The sequence below is a fragment of the Desulfonema magnum genome, assembly GCF_017377395.1.
GTDB classification, from domain to species: Bacteria; Desulfobacterota; Desulfobacteria; order Desulfobacterales; family 4be13; genus Desulfonema_C; species Desulfonema_C magnum.
In genome coordinates, this window is record NZ_CP061800.1 from 3084688 (window position 1) to 3105395 (window position 20708).

The 20708-nt window shown below is 44.8% G+C and carries 12 protein-coding genes and 1 tRNA gene; 8 read left to right on the top strand and 5 right to left on the bottom strand.

The window, feature by feature from the left end; genetic code table 11:
- Positions 1-64 precede the first annotated feature (64 nt).
- Both dnm_RS12240 and dnm_RS12245 read right to left on the bottom strand, forming a co-directional pair.
- Complete coding sequence (locus tag dnm_RS12240; protein ID WP_207682932.1) at positions 65-934, bottom strand: response regulator; 870 nt, start codon at positions 932-934, stop codon at positions 65-67.
- Positions 935-1257: 323 nt separating this feature from the next.
- The gene (locus dnm_RS12245) at positions 1258-2625 is read right to left on the bottom strand and encodes a sensor histidine kinase (protein ID WP_207682933.1); all 1368 of its coding nucleotides are present in this window, start codon (positions 2623-2625) and stop codon (positions 1258-1260) included.
- 1243 nt (positions 2626-3868) lie between these two features.
- On the opposite strand from dnm_RS12245, the gene dnm_RS12250 reads away from it, so the two are divergent.
- The 3 genes from dnm_RS12250 to aroB all read left to right on the top strand — a co-directional run bounded on the left by dnm_RS12250 (position 3869) and on the right by aroB (position 7744).
- On the top strand, positions 3869-5125 hold the full coding sequence (locus dnm_RS12250; RefSeq protein WP_207677974.1) for an IS110 family RNA-guided transposase: 1257 nt from the start codon (positions 3869-3871) through the stop codon (positions 5123-5125).
- Positions 5126-5534: 409 nt separating this feature from the next.
- Positions 5535-6557, top strand: coding sequence for a 3-deoxy-7-phosphoheptulonate synthase (aroF, locus tag dnm_RS12255; RefSeq protein WP_207682934.1), 1023 nt, complete (start codon positions 5535-5537; stop codon positions 6555-6557).
- A 161-nt stretch (positions 6558-6718) separates the two neighbouring features.
- A complete protein-coding gene (gene aroB / locus dnm_RS12260; protein WP_207682935.1) occupies positions 6719-7744 on the top strand; it encodes a 3-dehydroquinate synthase in 1026 nt (341 codons plus the stop codon).
- 715 nt (positions 7745-8459) lie between these two features.
- Here aroB and dnm_RS12265 read toward each other — a convergent pair.
- A complete protein-coding gene (locus tag dnm_RS12265) occupies positions 8460-11327 on the bottom strand; it encodes an efflux RND transporter permease subunit (RefSeq protein WP_207682936.1) in 2868 nt (955 codons plus the stop codon).
- A gap of 614 nt (positions 11328-11941) precedes the next feature.
- Here dnm_RS12265 and dnm_RS12270 point away from each other — a divergent pair.
- From dnm_RS12270 to dnm_RS12290, 5 genes are all read left to right on the top strand, one after another.
- The gene (locus tag dnm_RS12270; RefSeq protein ID WP_207682937.1) at positions 11942-12694 is read left to right on the top strand and encodes an alpha/beta hydrolase; all 753 of its coding nucleotides are present in this window, start codon (positions 11942-11944) and stop codon (positions 12692-12694) included.
- A gap of 113 nt (positions 12695-12807) precedes the next feature.
- Positions 12808-16863 carry a choice-of-anchor Q domain-containing protein gene (locus dnm_RS12275; protein WP_207682938.1) on the top strand — a complete coding sequence of 1352 codons (4056 nt, stop codon included), beginning with the start codon at positions 12808-12810 and terminating at the stop codon, positions 16861-16863.
- An 82-nt stretch (positions 16864-16945) separates the two neighbouring features.
- On the top strand, positions 16946-17524 hold the full coding sequence (locus dnm_RS12280; RefSeq protein WP_207682939.1) for a PilZ domain-containing protein: 579 nt from the start codon (positions 16946-16948) through the stop codon (positions 17522-17524).
- A gap of 358 nt (positions 17525-17882) precedes the next feature.
- Positions 17883-18416 carry a PilZ domain-containing protein gene (locus dnm_RS12285; RefSeq protein WP_207682940.1) on the top strand — a complete coding sequence of 178 codons (534 nt, stop codon included), beginning with the start codon at positions 17883-17885 and terminating at the stop codon, positions 18414-18416.
- A 491-nt stretch (positions 18417-18907) separates the two neighbouring features.
- Complete coding sequence (locus dnm_RS12290) at positions 18908-19396, top strand: PilZ domain-containing protein (protein ID WP_207682941.1); 489 nt, start codon at positions 18908-18910, stop codon at positions 19394-19396.
- A gap of 371 nt (positions 19397-19767) precedes the next feature.
- Here dnm_RS12290 and dnm_RS12295 read toward each other — a convergent pair whose 3' ends face one another.
- On the bottom strand, positions 19768-20064 hold the full coding sequence (locus dnm_RS12295; protein WP_207682942.1) for an integration host factor subunit alpha: 297 nt from the start codon (positions 20062-20064) through the stop codon (positions 19768-19770).
- Between the two features lie 550 nt (positions 20065-20614).
- A tRNA-Thr gene (locus dnm_RS12300) sits at positions 20615-20690 on the bottom strand.
- Positions 20691-20708 lie beyond the last annotated feature (18 nt).

The window sequence follows — 20708 nt, forward strand, 5'->3', positions numbered from 1 at the left end:
TTTCTTTTCCGGGCAGATATCAAAAAACTTATGGGCTGATACTTATCAGGGAATATACTTCATTTCAATCAAATTTTCTGAGCATTGCCTCAAGCTGATTTATCTTTGCTTCCAATAGTTTTTTCATTTCAGGATCATCAGGAGGACAGTTCTTTAAAACAAAATATCCCGTATTCAGGACATTCCTGCTGCGAATATTGTCAGGGAGTTTGCTGACTTTTAGATATTTATCCAGGGTCCGGGTTCTGGGACCGCTTTTATCCATGGACACCGTCCATATTTTACTTTCCTCCGCCATATCCACTTTTGTTTTTCCTGTTGTCTGCTCCCAGTAACGCAGAGAAAGACCCATTATCTCAACCAGAGCTTCCCGTATTTTGAGATTCGAAAGATCATGCTCCGCTTTTTCACGACGGACAATTTCCTCTTCAAGCAATTCTTCAAGATGATGGCGGTATTTTTTCAGTTCTTTGTTTGCCGCTTTAAGTTTTTCCTTTTCTCGGGTCAGTTCCTCATTTGCCCTCTCAAGTTTTTCCTGTTTCTCTCTGACCTGATGAATCAGTCGGAGTTTTTCCATTCCTTTTTCAATTGCCACATCCAATTCATCAACACTCACAGGCTTTCGCAGATAATTGATTGCCCCGAGTCTCATGGCCTCAATTGCTGTCTCAACATCTCCGTGCCCGGTGATAACAACGCACTGAATGTCCGGATGATGTTCTATGGCCTTCTGCATAAGCTCAATACCATCCAGGCCCGGCATCCGTATATCCGCAATGAGAACATCAGCTTTGCATCCTTGCAGCATATCCAGAGCATCTTCACCGCACTGGGCCGCACGGACCGTGTAAGAACGTGCTTCAAGCTGCCATTTCAAATATTTGATTAATTCCGGTTCATCATCAACCAGAAAAATGGTTCCTTTTGTATTCATTTTTTCATATAATTTAAGTACCGCCGCGATCAGGCTTCTGTTTTCCGGAGCCGGGGAAGGCGCAAATTATACCGGGACTCTGATCTCCCGGAATGAGTTATGAAAATCAGGACGCTGAAACTCGATAATCAAGTTTTTTTGACCTGGTTCAAACAAAAAACCTGTCATTCCTGTGAAAACAGGAATCCACGGTTCCCGAAATCGTGGCACCGGCTAAAAATGGATTCCTGCTTTCGCAGGAATGACAAAAAAAGCTTGGTCATCGAGTGAAAATCATTTTTCGGAATCTTTGCGAAAAATGATTTTCGCACGGCTGTGAATCTTCATGTTTCACTTTTTATTTCCGAATTCTCAGTTTTAATCCTTATGCGAAACACGCTCCCCTTGCCTCCGGCACTTTCTGTCTCAATAGCCATTTTAAATTCTCTCACAAAGCCGTTCACTATGGAGAGTCCGATTCCTGTGCCTTCTCCCACCTCTTTGGTGGTGTAAAAAGGTTCCATACAGCGATCTCGGACTTCCGGAGTCATTCCGATACCATTATCTTCGACTTCGAAAACAACAGTCTCGTCTTCAGGCTCATGCCTGAGACGCACTGCCACTTTCTTTTGATATTCTTTTCCTGAAATTTCGCCCTTTTTATCCACGGCATAGCGGGCATTGGAAAGGAGGTTTACAACGATTTGTTCAAATTTTTGCGGATTGACTCTCACGCTGGGCAGATTATCAGGCAAAGAAAGGGTTAAGGCGATTCGGTGAATTCTGAACTGCTCTTTGAAGAAAGACAGGGCAGCATTCACAGGCGGGACAAGGTCCGAGAGTCTCGGAATATCAGAGCTGATACGCACAAAGGAGCGCATATTATTGATAATAGCGGATGCACGATTCACCTGTCCGATAACAGACTCCACAGCTTCATGTTCCATGATTCCGGGGTCTTTTCGTTTAAAATAGGCGTTCAGGCCGTCTGCCGCGATACGAATAATTGACAGCGGCTGATTGATCTCATGGGCGATCCCTGTAGCCATTTCCCCCATGGCTGTAAGACGACCGGTGTGGACCAACTGAGCCTGTTTCTCCCGTAGTTCTTTCTCAGCTTTTTTTATCTTGGCAATCATGCCGTTCAGGGCAAAACAGGTCAGTATCAGGAGCGCAAGCCCGACGCCTGCTCCCGCGAAAAACATGGATTTCACCCCGTTTTTAAAATACCGGAAGAATTCATTGCTGTTGTGCAGTCTGGCAATTCCCATCGGTTCTTCGCGGCTTTCGGAATAAAGCGGAATTTCAGTGACAAAACACTCATCACAGCTGCTGTTTCCCCTGTTCAGATTTACCTCCCCGCCTTCACAGGACATGATTGCCGCATCACAGTTGACCTTTACCTCCACGCCCACGGTAAAAAGGTTGCCAGTGTCAGGGTCTTTTAAGATAAGCATTTTATCCAACGCTTTTATGACCTGGGCGTTCTGAACGTCCCCTTTCACAGCGTTCAGCGCGTCAGCTAAAAAAAGCGCCTGGGACTGTGCCATGCGGTTTGCAGTGATACTCACTTTTTCCATCACCTGAGGTTCCAATACCATCATCCAATAAACTACCATGGCACCTTCCAGAGCAACTGCCAGAATTAAAAACATGAGGTTAATCCTGACTTGGAGATATACGGTGTTTAATTTTTCACTGTTTCTGATCATGTCAGACATCCTTAAAGTATGAAAGTCAAATTTCCGGCATGTGTGCGGGAGAACAAAAAAAACCGGCTTTTTCCCGGAAAAAGTGCCTCTCCGTGCTTTGCACTTATCGTTTTTAAAAAAATAATGTTTGGCACTCCGGATAATTTTTTCTTAATGCCTGTCAGGGCATGTCGGATTCCGCGACGCTTCATTCATGCCGCGAAATTTTTATAATAAATTATATATGAAGTTGTAAAGAAAATAAATACTCATGAAAAAGCCGGGTTTTTCATCCCCGCTTATGAAAATGTTCTCAGATAAAAAACCCGGCTTTTCAAAATTTATTTTCACGGTAATGATAAATAAGAGATAAACGCACATGAAAAAGCCGGGTTTTTCACCCCCGCTTATGAAAATGTTTTCAGATAAAAACCCCGGGTTTTCAAAATTTATTTTCACGCTAAAATATGACTGATTCTGATGAAAAATGTTCATTATCAATATCCGTTGTCCTATCTTGAAGTTAAAAAACAGAAGACCGTGCGAACAACAACGGTAAAAATAATTTCCATCAGTCTCCTGCGATGAGAAATATCTTGACAACGCAGGACAGGGTTTGATATGTGAAATGGTAAATTATAATTAAGTAAGGATAAGCATGAATTTTCAAATGACACACCTGAATATGCAACATGGTTTTTGGCGCTGGTGGCGGAAAAGCGAGAGGGAGGGGTGTGCCATTTGGTTTGTTATTGTCTGAAACTGACAATAACAGTTTATAAATATTAAATAAAAGACCATGGTCGCTCTGAAGCCCACGGTCTTTTTTTATTTAAAGGGGCTGTGGGATAATATTTCCTACAGCCCTTTTTTTGTCAGGGCCATGAAAATTGGGAATTTTCAATTTATAAAATTTTGTCATAACACAAGGATTTCCGATAAGAAGAGGGGATTTTCATATAAACGGACATGAGCTGCCGGTCACAACGAAGTATGAAAGTTTTGCATTTTTTCCTGACACTTAACACTTAACACCTGACACCTGACACTTTCATATAAACGGGCATGAACTGCCGGTCACAAAGAACAATAAAATTTTTGTAATTTTTTCCTAACACTTAACACCTAACACCTAACACACTTTCATATAAACTCCCATGTCCTGCGGACACAACAAAGGATGAAACTTTTGATTTTTGGTTCAAAATGTCATAACTACTCTCAGAATAAATATTTATCAACAATTATAACAGGAAGGACGGTTATGACTAAAAAATCAGACACCCCGATTATTTCAGTAATGCATCCCGTTTGTTGCGGACTGGACGTTCACAAGAATATTATTTCAGCATGTCTTATTACTCTGAATCCCCTTGGCTCGCCGCAATATGAAGTGAGGGAATTCCCGACTTTTACAGACAGCCTTTTCCTTTTAAGGGACTGGCTGACCGACAATAATTGTCCGACAGTTGCAATGGAAAGTACAAGTGTGTATTGGCGTCCGGTTCACAATATCCTTGAAGGACATCTGGATGTTGTCCTGGTAAATGCGCGCCATATAAAAAATGTTCCCGGCAGAAAGACGGATACCGAGGACAGCAGATGGCTTGCCAATCTCCTTCGCCACGGGCTTGTGAAAGGCAGTTTTATTCCGGCAAAGGAAGTGAGACAATGGCGTGACCTGACAACGCTTCGGAAAAATTACACACAGACTCTCGGAGATTACAAGAGGCGTGTTCATAAACTGTTCGAGACCGCCAATATCAAAATCAGTTCTGTGGTGACCGATCTGTTCGGAGTGACAGGACGTAACCTGATCAGTCTCCTTTGTGACGAAGATGCGGATTTAAGCCTTGAAAATATTGAAAAATGTGCGAAAGGAAGTCTCGGTTCCAAAAGTGCGGAACTTCATCGCAGTATTCAGGGTTTTTTTGAAGATCACCATCGTTTTCAGTTAAAACTGCTTATGGATACAATTGAGGCAACGGAGCGGAATATTAAATCCGTAACTGCCCGTCTTGCCAGGCTTATGAGGCCTCATCAGGAAGTTTTGGATCGTCTGGACGAAGTATACGGGATTAACACAGTGGCCGGTCAGTCAGTGCTCAGTCATATAGGATTCACACTGGAAGAATTCGGAAATGAGGCTGCTTTCTGTTCCTGGGCAGGACTTTGTCCCGGAAATAATGAAAGTGCCGGCAAGCGTAAAAGCGGCAGGTCCCCGGTCCGAAATCATCCCTTTAAAACAGTCATGGTTGAAATTGCATGGTCTGCCATTAAGAAGAGGGACTCATATTATAAGGACAAATATTATCGTATAAAATATCGGCGCGGAGCCAAAAAAGCTGTTGTCGCAGTTGCTCACAGCATAGCAAAGGGAATTTATCATATAATAAAATACGGAGAATCTTTTGAGGATCTGGGTAAAGGATATCTTTCCGGCAAAAATCAGGAAAAAAAGATAAACAGACTAAAAAAACAGGCCGCACAGTTAGGATATGACCTGGTTGCTTCCGCTTAACAGAGAATAACCTTAAAATAAATTGAAAACTGTAAAGAATATGAAGAATATACCGAATCCGTTTTTTAACAGGAAAGGATAATAACAGCCTGATGTAAATAAAACTGAAGCACTTCACATTTTAAGGTCGGTGAAAAAATGGCGCCGCGAGCCCGATATAAACATGACCGGCCGGTCACCTGCACAACAAAATGTCAGCTCTTTTAAGAGACTACGAATATAAAACTTTTTTTTCAGGACCGGCCTCATTTTTTAAGAAGTGCGGAAATATTTTAAAAAGTCGTTCGGAGACTACGGGACAAGTGTTTTTTTACTCTGAATATCCGTATTCGGCAATTATTTTATTCAGATAACGAACTAAATTTATTTCTTATTAATTAGAGTTTCATATAAAAAAGGAGAAATAATAATGCTAGTTGTAATGAATCACAAAGCAACACCCGAAGATATTGACGCTGTGGTAAAGGCCATTGAAAGCAGAGGTTATGTGGCCAAACCGATTCCGGGAGGAGACAGGACAGCCATCGGTGTTCTGTATAACAAAGGAGCTGTTGACAATTCCTTTTTTCTCGGGTTAAAAGGGGTTAAGGACGTTGTTCCTGTCACACGCCCCTATAAGCTGGTCAGTCGTGAATTTCATCCTGAAGACACAGTCATCCGCATTGGTGATGTATCCCTGGGAGCCGAAAATCTCACAATCATAGCCGGGCCCTGTGCCATTGAAAGTGAAACGCAGGCCCTGACCATAGCGGAGCATGTTCAGCGGGCCGGAGCCCATATATTCAGAGGCGGCGCGTTTAAACCGAGAACATCTCCGTATTCCTTTCAGGGTCTGGGAGAGGAGGGATTGAAAATTCTGGCAAAGGTAAGGGAAACCACCGGAATGCCGGTGGTCACCGAAGTCATAGACCATGAAACCTTTGATTTGGTAGAACAATATGCTGATATTATTCAGATTGGCACACGAAATATGCAGAATTTCAGTCTTCTGAAACGCGCGGGACACTCGTCAAAGCCTGTGGTTCTGAAGCGGGGCATGGCCGCGACCATTGATGAATGGCTCATGGCCGCGGAATACATTCTTGAAGGAGGAAATTCCCAGCTCATTCTTTGCGAAAGGGGTGTCCGAACGTTTGTGCATCACAGCCGGAATACGCTGGACCTTTCAGCGGTCCCCGTGGTCCGTAAGGAAAGCCACCTTCCCATTATCATTGATCCCAGCCATGCCGCGGGACGCCGGGACCAGGTGATTCCCCTGAGCCGGGCAGGCGTGGCCGTTTCGGCTCATGGTCTGATGGTGGAAGTGCATCATGCACCTGAGCAGGCCCTGAGTGACGGGGGACAGTCGCTTTATCCGTATCAGTTTGAGCGTCTGTGTCAGCAGGTTCGCTCCATTTTTGGCACGTTCCGGGCTGAAGAAAACGGCCATTGATCAACAGATCAGAACCGCTTCTGTCGGATTGACAAATCCGACAGTTTCAGTTCGGATTTGTCAATCCGAACCGAGCAAAACAGAGCTGTTCCCCAAACTTTTCGATTCACTGAAATTACAGGTTCTTTCGTCTGAGATGAACACGATGAGGAGAAAATATTTTGAAAACTCTTGAAATTCACGGCTCCGGCGGTGATTCAACCATAATGATCGGAGAGAGGCTCCGAAATCTGAAAACATATATTCCTGTGGAAAAAACTGTGATTATCACAGATACCAATGTGAGGCGTCTTTACCAAAAGGAGTTCCCGCCCTGTGAGGTGATTGAAATCGGCTCGGGGGAGGCGATAAAGACGCTGGACACAGTTCAGTTCATATATGAAAAACTCGTGAACCTTGAAGCAGACCGGTCAGCGTTCATCGTGGGGATTGGCGGGGGAATTGTATGTGATATTGCCGGATTTGTCGCATCCACTTATCTGCGCGGGGTCCGGTTCGGTTTTGTGTCCTCAACCCTGCTCTCTCAGGTTGACGCCAGTGTCGGCGGTAAAAACGGTGTCAATTTCAAAGGGTATAAAAACATGGTGGGCGTGTTTAATCAGCCAGAATTTGTCATATGTGATCTTAATCTACTGAAAACACTGCCAGAATCCGAACGACTGTGCGGCTTTGCGGAAATCGTCAAACACGCGGCAATTGCAGATCCGGACCTGTTTGCATTTCTTGAGGAAAATCATGAAGCGGCCCTTGAACTCGACACCAAGGTCATCGAAAAACTGGTCTGTGACTCGGTGGTGATCAAATCATCTGTTGTGAACCAGGATGAAAAGGAAAAAGGAGAGCGCAGAAAACTCAATTTCGGCCACACCTTGGGCCATGCCATTGAGAAAACCGCCCATGTCCGTCACGGGGAAGCCGTCAGCGCGGGCATGGTCGCGGCCTGTGCCATATCCGTGAACCGGGGCTGTCTGGCAATAGAAGACGCGAAACGCGTTGAAACGCTTCTCCATAACTTGAAACTTCCGACCCGCCTTGAAGCTGACAGGGAAAACGCCCTGGATGCCTTAAAAAAAGATAAGAAGAGAGAAGGGGAGCATATCAATTTTGTCTTACTCGATGCTATTGGTCACGCCATTGTGGAGGAAATACCCATTCGGGAACTGGAGAAAGTGATCCGTAAAAATTGAGAAACAGAAATCAGGAAATTAATTGTTGCGGACAGGTCTGCAAATGCTGATGTTATCAAGATAACATATTGTAATTTAAATAAATAAGAACTATACTAATCAAAAGTCACTGACAATTCAGCAGATAACTTGTTCATTTTATCAAAACGTCAAAACTTACAGACCTATGCGATGGGACACAGTCCGGGGTCGGATATGGAAAATTTGTTGACAATCAAGGCTTCGTCACGGTCTGCCAAAGAGAAGTTTCATACCTCCGAAAGAAATGTCTCAGGCCTACTCTCGTTTTCAGCCCGTGAATTGATCCCTCGGCTTTATTTTCGGCCGGGACTGATCTCCTATCTCAAATTTAGCCCCAGCCCGGGGTGATGAAAATGTTTCCAAAGCTCTGAAAAAGCTGATCCCGTTTTTGTTCCCCGAATTTTTTAACTGCCTGATTTTTAAATCATAAAAAAATGCGGAATAAAAATGGCTGATTGTAACGGATTTTGGGGAGGCCCGGGGTTTTTTCCGCGGTATCGGGCAATATGACAGCGGACAGGAGGATGAGACGGATGTCCCGGCCCGGAATATCCGGTAAATCCTTAAATCCGATGTCATATTCGCGGGCCTCCCCCGAATCCGTTATAATCAGAAAAATGGGATTGCAATTATCAGCCGGGTTTGTGACAGTTTCATCACCCCAGCCCCAGCCTCCCGCTCGGATATCCGAAAATTAACTGTTTATCTTACACTTCTCCCGCCGACTCAGCGCGCCGCAAATCACCGCTGCAACCGGAACAATCCCGATGCCGATAAACGTCAGCGTGGTCCATTTCCACGGAACATAGGGCGCGATGCTGAGGATAATAAAAGCCACCGCGGCAAATGCGGAGATGCCGCAGGTGAAGCAATTGCACGAGGCATCCATCGGCTCCTCTCTCACAAAAAGCCGTTTTTCAAGCACACGAATCAGAGCAGGCAGCAGCACCAGCGTAGTGATCCCGCTGATGAGAAGAATCGTTGCCAGCAGCACGCCCACGGTTTTATACGGAACCAGCGGAGCCATAAGCAACGGCAGAAATCCCGCGGCAATCACGACAATATTACGGGTGATGGCGCGGGCCGGTTCCCCAAACACCGTGGGAATGCTCTTCTCCCATGACCCATGCTCCCAGTACATCGCTCTGGAGCGTGCCAGAAAATGGATGGCAAAATCAATCGCCAGACCCAGGGTCAGACTGCTCAACACGGCCACTGGCATATCATAATCTTTCCCCACAATGCCCACAATCCCATAAATCAGGGCAATGGTGATGGTCAGGGGAATCATGCTCAGAAATCCCCACAACGCGGAGCGGAACAAAATCGTCATCAGGAGAAAGACCACCAGGAAACTCCCGCCAAACGCCTCCAGCATCCCTGTCACCATTTTATCCTGCCATATGACATTGATATATGTCAGGCCAAACCATTCGTGTTTCAGAGACATGGGCGGCGGATTCTTTTGCACAAAGTCATCCACCGCATCCACCACTTTCTGCATCTGGTTGTTATCGCCGCTTTTGAGCTGGACCCACAGACTGCTGGTTCGGTAATCCGGTGTGACAAAATGCCAGAGATCATGGGGTCTGTGGCTGTTCTGATACTGAATCAGACATTCCGCGACCATGCGATGATTATCCGGGATGCGGTAATCCTCTGCTTTGCCTGACAGCAGATCCCGGTGAACGGTCCGCACCACATCGGCCAGAGAATTGGATTTGCCCACAATTCCCGTGTCTCTCATAACTTCATCCAGAGAAACAAGATAATTCAGCACCTCGGGGTTTTTGAAAATCTCCCCTTTCTGACGCTGCTGATCCACAAACAATGCAGCTTCATCCCAGGCAAAAGATGCCTCACCTTCTGCTGTCGGCGATTTGTCTCCGGCAGCTTCGGAGAGTTTGTCAAAAAATTCATCTTTGTTCTCTGCCTGCGTTTTTTTCGCCATGACCGCGAGTTCATTAAAAACCATGACCGAAGCTTCAGGAAAATCTGCGGTGAGTTCCTGACCCCGCTTTTTTGCGGCATTTGCGAATTCCGTTGCAGTTTTCTCAGGCTCCCATGCTTCCTCGCCTGCTGAAAGTCCGAGATAAGCCATGTAAGTTCCTGCGAAATACTTATTCAGCTCCTTGTCCGCCACGCGGATGGGATGGGACGGGGTAAACCATTTGACCGGATTGTCATTAATGTTGATCAGGCTGATACCATATCCGGCGATAAGAATCAGAATTCCTGCCAGCGTCAGAATGCCCATTGCCCATTTATAGGCAAATTTTCCAACCCAGCCCAGAAATATGTCAATGATACCGGCATGGGTCTCCCCTTTTTCATGATCATGAACCGCTCCGAAATTCTCCAGCGTCTCCGCGGGAATAAACATCACATAAGCAGGTATGAAAACAATAGTCAGTATCCACGCCATCAGAATTCCGACGGCCACAAACACGCCAAAAACCTGAACCGGCGGAATCGGAGTCATGGCAAGGGAGGCAAAACCGGCCGCGGAGGTCAGGGAGGTGTAAAGCATGGGCATAAAAAGCTCATCAATGACGGTTTCAATGGTCTGAACTTTGTCCTTTGTCTGCTGATACCTGTCAAAGAATTCACTGATGATATGGATGGAATCCAGCACCGCAATGGGCATGATAAAAATGGGAATCATGCTGCTCATAATATGGATAGGGAATCCGGCAATAATCAATGCTCCCATTGTGAAGATCACGGACAACAGCGCGACAATCAGCGGGGAAACGATCAGCACAAGCTTGTGGAAAAAGAACAGCATCAGAATGAAAATCACCACCATGGCCGCGGGCGCGGAAATCGCCATCTGAATAAACATTTCCACGCCAAAGGTATCTTCCGCAACTGGCAGGCCCGTAATGTAAAATTTGTCATTGTTTTTCGGAAACGTGGCAATTTTGTCATTCAGGGCAGAATAGACCCGATAGCTGAGGTCCTTGCTGGTCAGCGGCAGATACAGGCACACAGCCATCCCCGGCTTATCCCCCACGCTGGACACCAATGTATCTCTCAGAAAGGGAATTCTCAGGGCCTTGTCCCGGATTTCAGTGGCTTTTTCCTGGGTTTCCGGGGGCTGTCTCATAAGCCATTCAAATTTGATCATCCCTTCTCCGGGTTCAATATTATCCACTTCAGAGGGCGCAATCAGATCAACCTCAATGACACCGATTTCTTTGCCATGTTCCGTCCATCTGAGGGTTTTGGCAAATTCAGCCAGTTCGTAAACGTTTTTAAGGGACTCAGGATTAAACACGCCTTCAGGATGTGTGTCATTCACAACACCTACCACAACCATGTCGTTCAGGCTGAACTTTTCTTTCATTTCATGATGAAACACACGGACATGCTCATCCGCACCGAGCATGTTTTCCGGATCCGTATCCACCTGAACCGGATTCAGAAATCTGAAAACTCCGGGAAATACAGAGGGCAAAGCTGCCACAAGCGCGATGCACAGCATAACCGCGACCAGTCCGAAGGCTATGGGTTTGTAATGACTGACAGATAATTCTGTAAGACGACTGCTGAATTTCATTTTTTACTCCTTTCTGTAATTCGGTGTTAAGTGTTAAGTGTTAAGTGTTAAGTGTTAAGTGTTAAGTGTTAGGTGTTAGGTGTCAGGACGAGGTTTGTAAGCCCGTCCGGCAAAGGCAAATTATCCCGTCCGACAAAAACTCGGAAATCTCATGTCCCCCTTTCTTTTTCAAAAAAGAAAAACTGAATTACGGCTTTCTTTTTGTAAAAATAGTCTTGATCATTATCCATTATATTATATAATCATAGCAATTCAGTGGTCAGTCTTCAGCTTTCCGTTTTTATCGGATGCGCGCGTCTGCGGCTGCCATTCTCCTGGTTGCCATACAGGATGCTGTTCTGTCATAATATCCTGAAAACCGACGGCTTGCTCAATTTAGGATATGACCTTTTATCATTTTCACTCCCTGTTCATCAATAATTTTTTTTATTGCACAGCCTGAAATTGATAATGAATGATGTGTAAACAACTTATCTGATGGTTGTATTATAGGTGTGAAGTGTCAGGAAAAAAACTCTGATACTTGTTTATGACCGATGCGTCTTAATGCTTATTCAGAGCAGTTCTGAATAATAACCGGTATTCTTTACATAAAGATACCCTATGAGGATTATATGCCAAATAAAACAGAAACAGACTCAGTTTGCAAGAAAATCACTTTTTCATCTGATGGTTTTCTTCTGAACGGAACCCTTCATTTGCCTCCGGTTCCCCGGCCTCCTGTTGTGATCGGCTCTCACGGCCTTTTCAGCGACGGAGACTCTCCGAAACAAATTGCATTGGCCGAGGCATGTAACCAGTGCGGTATTGCTTTTTTCAGATTTGATCACCGAGGCTGCGGTCAGAGCGAAGGGGTATTTAATGATGTGACATCCCTGCAAGCCCGATGTAATGATCTGACAGACGCAATAAAAATCCTGCGATCCGGAAATGACACGGAAAACCGGACAGGGCTTTTCGGGAGCAGTCTGGGCGGTGCGGCCTGCCTCACCGTGGCAAGCGTTCTTGATGTTGATTCACTGGTGACAGTGGCCGCGCCTGTACGCATCACTTCTGATATCGAAGCCATTAACGCCATTGAAAACTCAGCAAATTCAAATATGCCGGATACGTTGTTTTATAAAAAAAATCTCCAGTTTGATATTTCTGACAAACTTTCGATGATTCGCAATATCCTGATATTTCATGGTGATGCTGATGATGTTGTCCCGGTTTCCCATGCCCGGGAAATCTGGGAAAAAGCCGGGGATCCTAAAAAACTGATCATACAAAGACAAGGGGACCACCGCATAAGCGATGAAATTCATCAGAAAGAATTTATCAAAGAGACTGTGTCCTGGTTCAGAACAACCCTTTTGCAACAATGAAAAAATCTTGCTTTAAAAAAAAGAATGTTTTATATATTAAAAAGGACATTTTTTAAAAAATCGTGAACAATATCTCAATAGTTAAGCATAATTCTGAAAAAGGGGAACATCTCATGAAAAAAAAGCAACACATCAGAATAGCCAAAAGCTTTATTTTTGTCTGCGGGCTGGCATTCCTGTTATCAGGACTTCTGAATGTTATGTCTGTTCCCCTGATCTGTGCCGCGACCATCACCGTGGCCAATGGCAATGACAGCGGGGCAGGTTCTCTCCGACAGGCAATTGCCGAAGCAGCACCGGGAGATATCATTAACTTTAATGTGGGAACTGTGACCCTCACCAGTGAACAACTGACGCTTAACAAAAATGTGACCATTGACGGCAGTACCGGGGAAGTCATCATTCAACGAAGCAGTCAGCCGGATACGCCTGACTTTCGTATCTTTTATATTAACAGCGGTGTCACTGCCCAACTGAAGCAAATCAAAGTGACCAACGGCAAATTATCTGATGGCAGTGACGGCGGCGGAATATATGCTGACACGGCCGCGGTCGTGCTGAAAAACACTACGGTGACCGGAAACATGGTCTGCAATAAGAATTTTAACAGCGACACCGGCAACTACGGAGCCAACGGTGCAGGCATATATGTGAACAGCGGCACGATCACCCTGGAAAACACCACGGTGAGCAGTAATACCACAGGGTATGAGGACACTGAAAACACATATTATGGCGGCAATGGTTCCGGAATATATGTGAATGACGGCGCGGTCATGCTGAAAAACAGCGCCGTGACCGGAAACACCACCTCCAAGGGGAATTTTAACGGCGGTGACAGCTATGACGGCGGCAATGGCGGCGGCATCTATGTTGACAGCGCCGGGGTTGTGACGCTGGAAAACAGCGCTGTGACCGGAAATGCCACAGGCCATGGGAATTACAATCGCAGCAGCGGCGACGGCGGCGACGGCGGCGGCATCTATGTGAACAGCCAAAGCGCGGTCATGTTGGAAAACACCACTGTAAGCGGGAATGTCACCGGCCGTGACAGCGGCTATGGCGGAGACGGAGACGGGGGCAGCGGTGCCGGTATCTGTATATATAATGGCACGGTGTTCCTGAAAAACAGCGTTGTCAGCGGAAATGTCACCGGCGACGGCGGTGAGATTGAGAGCGACAGAGGCGGAGGAGAAGGTGCCGGCATATATGTGAACAACGGCACGGCAACATTGAAGAACAGCACGGTGAGCGGAAACATCACCGGAAATTCGGCTGGGAACGGCGGGGGCATCTATGTCGGCAACAGCACGGTCACACTGGAAAATGCCACTGTGACAGCGAACACCGGCAGCATGGGCGGCGGATTATATATCCTTTCCCAAAACCATAACGTCACTCTCAGGAATACCATCCTCGCGGGTAACACAGCTTCGGATGTGAGAGGTCCGGATTGCTATGGCCCGCTTACGTCTGAGGATTACAATCTTATCGGAAACAGATCCGGTTGCACAGCCATATTTCAGGAAAATGATCTGGCAGGGACTTCTGCCAGTCCCACTGATCCTAAACTCGCTTCTCTCGCGAACAATGGCGGCCCCACTCAGACCCATGGTTTGCAGAGCGGTTCCCCTGCGATTGATGCCGGGAGTTGTTATGACATGGCTGGCAATCCTGCTGAATCTGACCAGCGCGGGTATTACAGAAGCGGCACCCGATGCGACATGGGCGCGTTTGAATACCAGGGGCTTAGTCTTAAAAGAATTTTTGTAAAACCAGACGCGCTTGAAACTGGCAAAGGCGATTCCTGGAATAATGCCGCCCGTCTGCAAGATGCCCTTGCTCAGGCTGATGCAAAGGAAATCTGGGTGGCAGCAGGCACTTACACACCGGACAGCGGAACCGGATTTCAACTCAGAAGCGGTGTGGCGGTTTACGGCGGCTTTGACGGAACAGAGACATTTCCTGATGAGCGGGATTGGGAAACCAATCTCACCACGCTCAGAGGCAACGGCAGTTATGCGGTGACCGGGAGCGGTGTGAATAACACGGCCATTCTGGATGGTTTTACTGTTACCAGCGGGGTTGCAGGCGGAATATACAATGACGCAGGCTCTCCCACAGTGACCCGTTGTATTTTTACCGGAAACACCGGCACAAACGGGGGCGGGATGTTCAATAACAGCAGTTCGCCAGTGATGACCCACTGCGTTTTCAGCGAAAATTCCGCGACAAACGGCGGCGGGATATATAATAACGCCGGTTCACCGGTGCTGACCAACTGCATCTTTAATGGAAACACTGCCACAAACGGGGGCGGAATTTACAATGACGCGAGTTCGCCAGTACTGACCAACTGCATTTTCAATGGAAATTCTGCAACCTCATATGGGGGCGGAATGTGCAATAACACCCGTTCTCCCCGTGTGGCAAATTGCACCTTTTATGGAAACACCGCATCCGGCGGCAGCGGAATATATAACATTTCTGCTTCACCTGTGATCACCAACAGTATTTTATGGGGGAATACCGGGCAGATTGGCAACAGTTCCTCGTCTCCCGGTGTTACTTACAGCCTTGTTTATGATGAGAATCCCGAAACTGTTTATCCCGGTACTGGCAACAAAAACGGAGACCCGCTGTTTGCTGACTCTGCGGAGGGCAATTTTCACTTAAAACCGGGATCTCCGGCCATTGACGCAGGTGCTGGCTGTTCAACGCCTGACATGGACGGCGTGACACGGCCCCAGGCCGTGCATGAGAACGCCTGTGATATGGGAGCCTTTGAATTTACTGACCAGCCCCCGAGCGTGACATCTGAAATCCGGGACAGAATCGCGTTTGAAGATGACCCTTACATCGCAATAGAACTGACTCATGTGTTTACAGATCCTGACAATGACCCTGTCACAAAATCAGTGGTCTCGAACAGCAACCCTGATCTGCTTACGGCAATCATCAGCGAGGATAATAATGATATACTGATATTGGATTTACTGGAAAATCAGAGCGGTGAGGCAGAAATTGTGATCCGGGGCACCTCAAATCTCAAATATGCAGAAGATACGTTTACCATCACAGTCAGTTTGGTGAGTGATCCGCCCACGGTGGCAAACCCCATAGAAGATGTGGAAGCGGATGAGGACGGGCCAAATACGATAATAGACCTGAGTAACGTATTTACAGATGTTGACAGTGAGGATGACGCGATTAGCAAATCTGTTCTTCCGATCAGTAATTTCAGTCTGGTTACGGCAACAATTGACGGAAACACGCTGACATTGGATTACCAGAAAGACCAGTACGGCAGCGCGGATATTGTGATTGAAGGATCCTCAAAAGGTCTGACAGTCAAAGATATATTCACTGTGACAGTGAATCCAACAGATGATCCGCCGGTGATCGCGAATCCGATAAAGGATATGGTGGTCAATGATCATGAAGGAACCACTTCCGTCTCTTTATACACCGTATTTACGGACATTGATAACGAAGATTTGTTAATTGAGAAATCTGTGTTGTCAAACAGCAGGCCCTCCCTGGTCTCCGCAAGCATCATCGGCAACACACTCACACTGGATTATCAGGAGAATCAGATCGGCACAGCGGTCATTAGCATTCAGGCCACATCCAATGAAAAAACAGTAACTGATACCTTCACGGTAACGATCAGGGCCATAAGAGCGACAGGTTTTGACAAGGTCATAAACAAAAAACCTCCTCTCACTTTTTCCGGGACCGACTTCAGCAGACAGTTCACCGGAGACACACTGAACAACGTCAGAATTACGTCATTGCCTGCCAACGGAACACTGAAACTGAGCGCCAGTAATGTAAAAGCAGGTCAGCAAATTCCTGTCAGCGATTTGGACAATCTGACCTACTATCCCAATGCCGGCTATTATGGCCAGGACAGTTTCAGATGGAACGGAAGCAATGATGTTGGCTATGCGCCCGAGGACGCATGGGTCAGTCTTACGGTCACGATTGATGCCGGGGATGTGGATTATAACGGGAGTGTTGATCTGAGGGATGCTGTTCTTGCCCTACAGATTATGACAGGTTTTACAACAGGGGATGTCTATATGGGGGCAGATATAAACGCCGATAAAAGGATCGGAACGGAAGATGTGATTCAGATTCTCCTTTATATAATTTCAAATTCCTGACACTGACTGCCGCAATCTGAAAGCATGTGAAAATAAAATTTTCGCACGCGTTTGTTCAGATAAAAAATTCAGGGTGGTGACAATGACAAAAAAAACAGTTTTTATAAATAACGACGGAATGGCCAGATTTGAATGTCCGAATTGCAAAATTACCGTTGTCGCAGATGTTTCTCAGTACAGAAACATTGACAAGGCCGTTAAAATAAAATGCCACTGTAAAACCTGCGGGCATTATCATAGCGTGCTTCTGGAAAGAAGACAGCATTACCGGAAAAAAGTCAATATCCCCGGACTGTACAGGTGGAATCAGGAAAAAATTAAAAGGCCGATGACCGTAAAAAACCTCTCCCGCTCGGGTCTGGGATTCCAACCGGAAATACAAAAAAAATTAAAAATCGGTGACCTGCTGTTCGTGGAGTTTCATTTGGATAACACATTGATCAAAAAAAAAGTGATTGTAAGATCCACGCCAGGTTTTCATATTGGCACTGAATTTTTTAACCTTCCCGGAAAATCAAAAAAACGAGCGGATGAGGATTATGACATGGCTATTGCACGTTATACCTATAAAGATGTGTCTTCCAAACCTGCGGGAACCTTTAATGGGCAGAAAACGCTTTTATGGGAGACATTTGGAATTTCAGATAATTCAAATCAGTAAACTAAAATCATCGCACCTGACTGATTTTAATTCGATGTGTTGTTCTTGTCCGGACGCTGCTGAGTTTAAGATCAGTAAACACAGATTCATATTGACGGTGTTTCCCCTGTGAAATACCGATATGAGTTTTAAAAAAATGCGAATCTCAGATTGTTCCCGGGTACCGGAGTTCGGGAATGAGACAGATATTCAGCCGGGCTTCTAACCACTCGTTATCAAAAAAAATAATTCGAATAGGCAATCTTTTTTAATAAAATTGTTGGTTATGATATGATATTCGGCATTCGCCAAACGGTTCCACTCATTGAATTGTAAAGGCTATCGAACGGATATTTTCAAAATTCTTACGGTGATCAATATGACAAAACAAACGGTTTTTATAAATAACAATGAGATGGCTAAATTTGTATGCCCGAATTGTGAAAATACCGTATTTGCAAATGTTTCCAAATATAAAAATATTGACAAGGCAGTCAGAATAAAATGTCGTTGCAAAAACTGCGGGTATTCTCACGCTGTACTTTTGGAAAGAAGGCAGCATTACCGGAAAAAAGTGAATATTCCCGGATTTTACTTCTGGAACGGAGAAAAGGTAAAAAAACCAATGATGGTAAAAGACCTGTCGCGCTCCGGTCTGGGATTTGAATCAAAGGTCAAAAATGAGCTGAGAATCGGCGACAAACTGCTGGTAGAATTTCGCCTGAATGACAAGAATAAGACACTGATCATCAAAGAGGTTGTCATAAGAGCTATGCCCGGAGTTCATGTTGGTACCGAATTTACCGCAAATCCCAGAAAACCGAAAACCCGTCTTGACAAGGCCTATGATATGGCTATTGCGCATTATATTTTGCACGCGGAGTTAATAGAATCCCGGCAGACCGAAGTATGAAGTTTCAGGTGTCAGATATCAGGGAAAATTCTGAAATATTCATGTCTTGCTGTGAGGGCAGATTCCGGAACTCCGGGTTCGGATTTGTCCATCCGAACCTGGCCTTTTTTAGTGCGAATATGTTTTTTAACGGACTCCTGACACATTTTTATAAAACTGACATTCAGGTGAATGTTCATTTTTTTAATTAATAAAATCAAATGATTAATTTGATTTTTGGTAAAAAGCTGTCACGCGTCTGTTTAAAATAAAATTCTATGCTGATATTCGCAAAAATATGTCAGTCGGATAATTTATTTAAAAACCGAAAAATATATGTCCGGATACTTATAGCTTTTAAGAAAGTATTTTCGGGATTGCCTGTCATAAAGCCATAAAAACAGGCTCAGTGAAGCAGCCGCATCACCTGCGCGCTCCGTCCGATCTGTCCCCGAATATTTTCTTAAATACTATCTTATCTGATAATCAAATTAAAATTCAGGATCATTGAAATGACAGAAACAAAAAAGGTTTTCATAAACAACGATAATCTTGCCACATTCGTATGTCCCGAATGTAACAAGGCAACAACTGCGGATGTTTCCGATCAGATGCAAGTCAACAAAGTCGTTAAGATACAACACACATGCGCGTGCGGATATTCTCAGACCGTTCTTTTGGAAAGAAGGAAATATTATCGAAAATATGTGAACATACCCGGAGAATATTTTTTGAATCAAAAAAAGATGCCAATGACAGTAAGAGATCTGTCACGTTCTGGTCTGAAATTCGAATTAACAGAGGAAAGGCGTCTGAAAGTGGGTGACAAACTGGTCGTACAGTTTGTTTTAGATAACCCGCAACATACACGGATTCAAAAAGAAGTGATTATAAAGAAAATATCCGGTCTTTATATTGGTACCGAATTTTGTTCCAGAGACCCAAATAATCCCATTGACAAGGCTTATGATGTGGCAATCGGGTTTTATACCTTCAGTTAATGTCAGATTCGACAGCATGTAACTGGCCGTGGCAAAAATTGTCACACTCAGATTTTGAGTGTGACCGACAAAATGAAATAATTTCACCAGATGGAAAAAATTTCCTGTTCCCGCGCCCCGTTTTCCTATCCCATGTTCTGCGTGGAAACCTGTCCGGCACATTCACTGTCCCCTGCCGGCAATTGCCAAACCAAAGGGTGGGTAAGTGCTATTGCCTTACCCACCCTGCCCCGATCTTTATTTAAGCAATCAGAAACTGGCTTTTTAATATCTTATAAACGGCCACGAGCGGTCCGCTCACAACGAAGCATGAAAGAACTTTTAACTTTAGTCACTTTAGCTCACTTCAGTCACTTTCATATAAAAAATTTCTAATTGTCGGATTGTTCCGGATGATTGATCTTGTTTCTTAATTTTCCGGAACATTTGAATGTGACAACTCTTCTTTTTCTCAGCATTAAATCTTCACCTGTGGCGGGATTTCGTCCCCGTCGTTTCTTTTTATTTTTTACGCAAAATTTTCCAAATCCGGAAATAAGAACATCTTCTCCTTCTTCCAGTTCTCTTTTAATAATTTCCAGCAGGCCTTCGATAATATCAATAGACTTTTTTTTGGTAAAACCCAGTTCATGTACTTTTGCTACGATATCACTCTTGGTTAACGCCATTTGTATCCTCCTCTTGATCATGACATAAGCCCCGTGGGCATTTTTCTGACATTCCGGGAACGAACAATCGTCATATCCCTTTATTATTAAAGGATTATATTGTGTATGTCCTGCATACGATATCTGTATGGTCGTATGCAAAATGTATCAGAATTTTTGACCGGGTGCTTACTTATTCTTCGGGGTACCAGTACAAAATTATCTTAATTTATATGGATATTGGATAAATGTCAAGATGTTAAGGGATTAAAATAATATTAATGAAATGATTTCTGTAAATGAGCCTTGAAGTTTATAATACTTTTTTGATATGTTTATCTGATTTGATAATATTTTGAAATTCAGCAGGGTCCGAAAGCACGGCCTCGGTTCACTGGAATTTTAAAAAAAACATACGGTTATCAATTTTATTGTATGGTGTTGACAATAACCTGATTGTAATATTATTCTCATTTAACAAAATTCAGTACAGACCAAATAACAAAGGATTTTTACCTTATGTTCTGACACCGGGAGGTGGGAACAAGTGGTAAAAATCCCTTATTTTCAGTGGAGCCGGCGATGGGACTTGAACCCGCGACCTGCTGATTACGAATCAGCTGCTCTGCCACCTGAGCTACGCCGGCATAACAATAAAAACGACC